Here is a 246-nt window from a genome sequence, read left to right as displayed (position 1 = left end):
CGCCGGCCCGCGCGGCGAAGCGGAGGAGCCCAGCCGCGCCGCGATCCCGGCCGCCCAGCCCGCCTTCACGGTCCCCGGCTGGCGCGCAGCGTCGCTGCACAGGGCTGCAAGCGTGCAGCCGTGGCCTGGCGCGTCCCGATGCTCCCGGGACAGGTCGGCGCTCTTGATACCCAGCCCATCCATCGCGGCAGCGGGAGCGGCAGAGTGCGCCAGGCCGCTGCTCGCCGCCTCGGCCATCCGGTCGGC

The 246-nt window shown here is 77.6% G+C and carries 1 pseudogene; it reads right to left on the bottom strand.

From position 1 onward, the window contains the following. Positions 1–246, bottom strand: a pseudogene (locus ACQG3P_RS21685) (TetR/AcrR family transcriptional regulator); the annotation flags it as partial.

The sequence above is a fragment of the Stenotrophomonas sp. SrG genome (assembly GCF_050031795.1).
Taxonomy (GTDB): domain Bacteria; phylum Pseudomonadota; class Gammaproteobacteria; order Xanthomonadales; family Xanthomonadaceae; genus Stenotrophomonas; species Stenotrophomonas rhizophila_A.
Note: the sequence above shows the minus strand (reverse complement) of the source record. Positions and strands in the feature narration are given on the sequence as shown.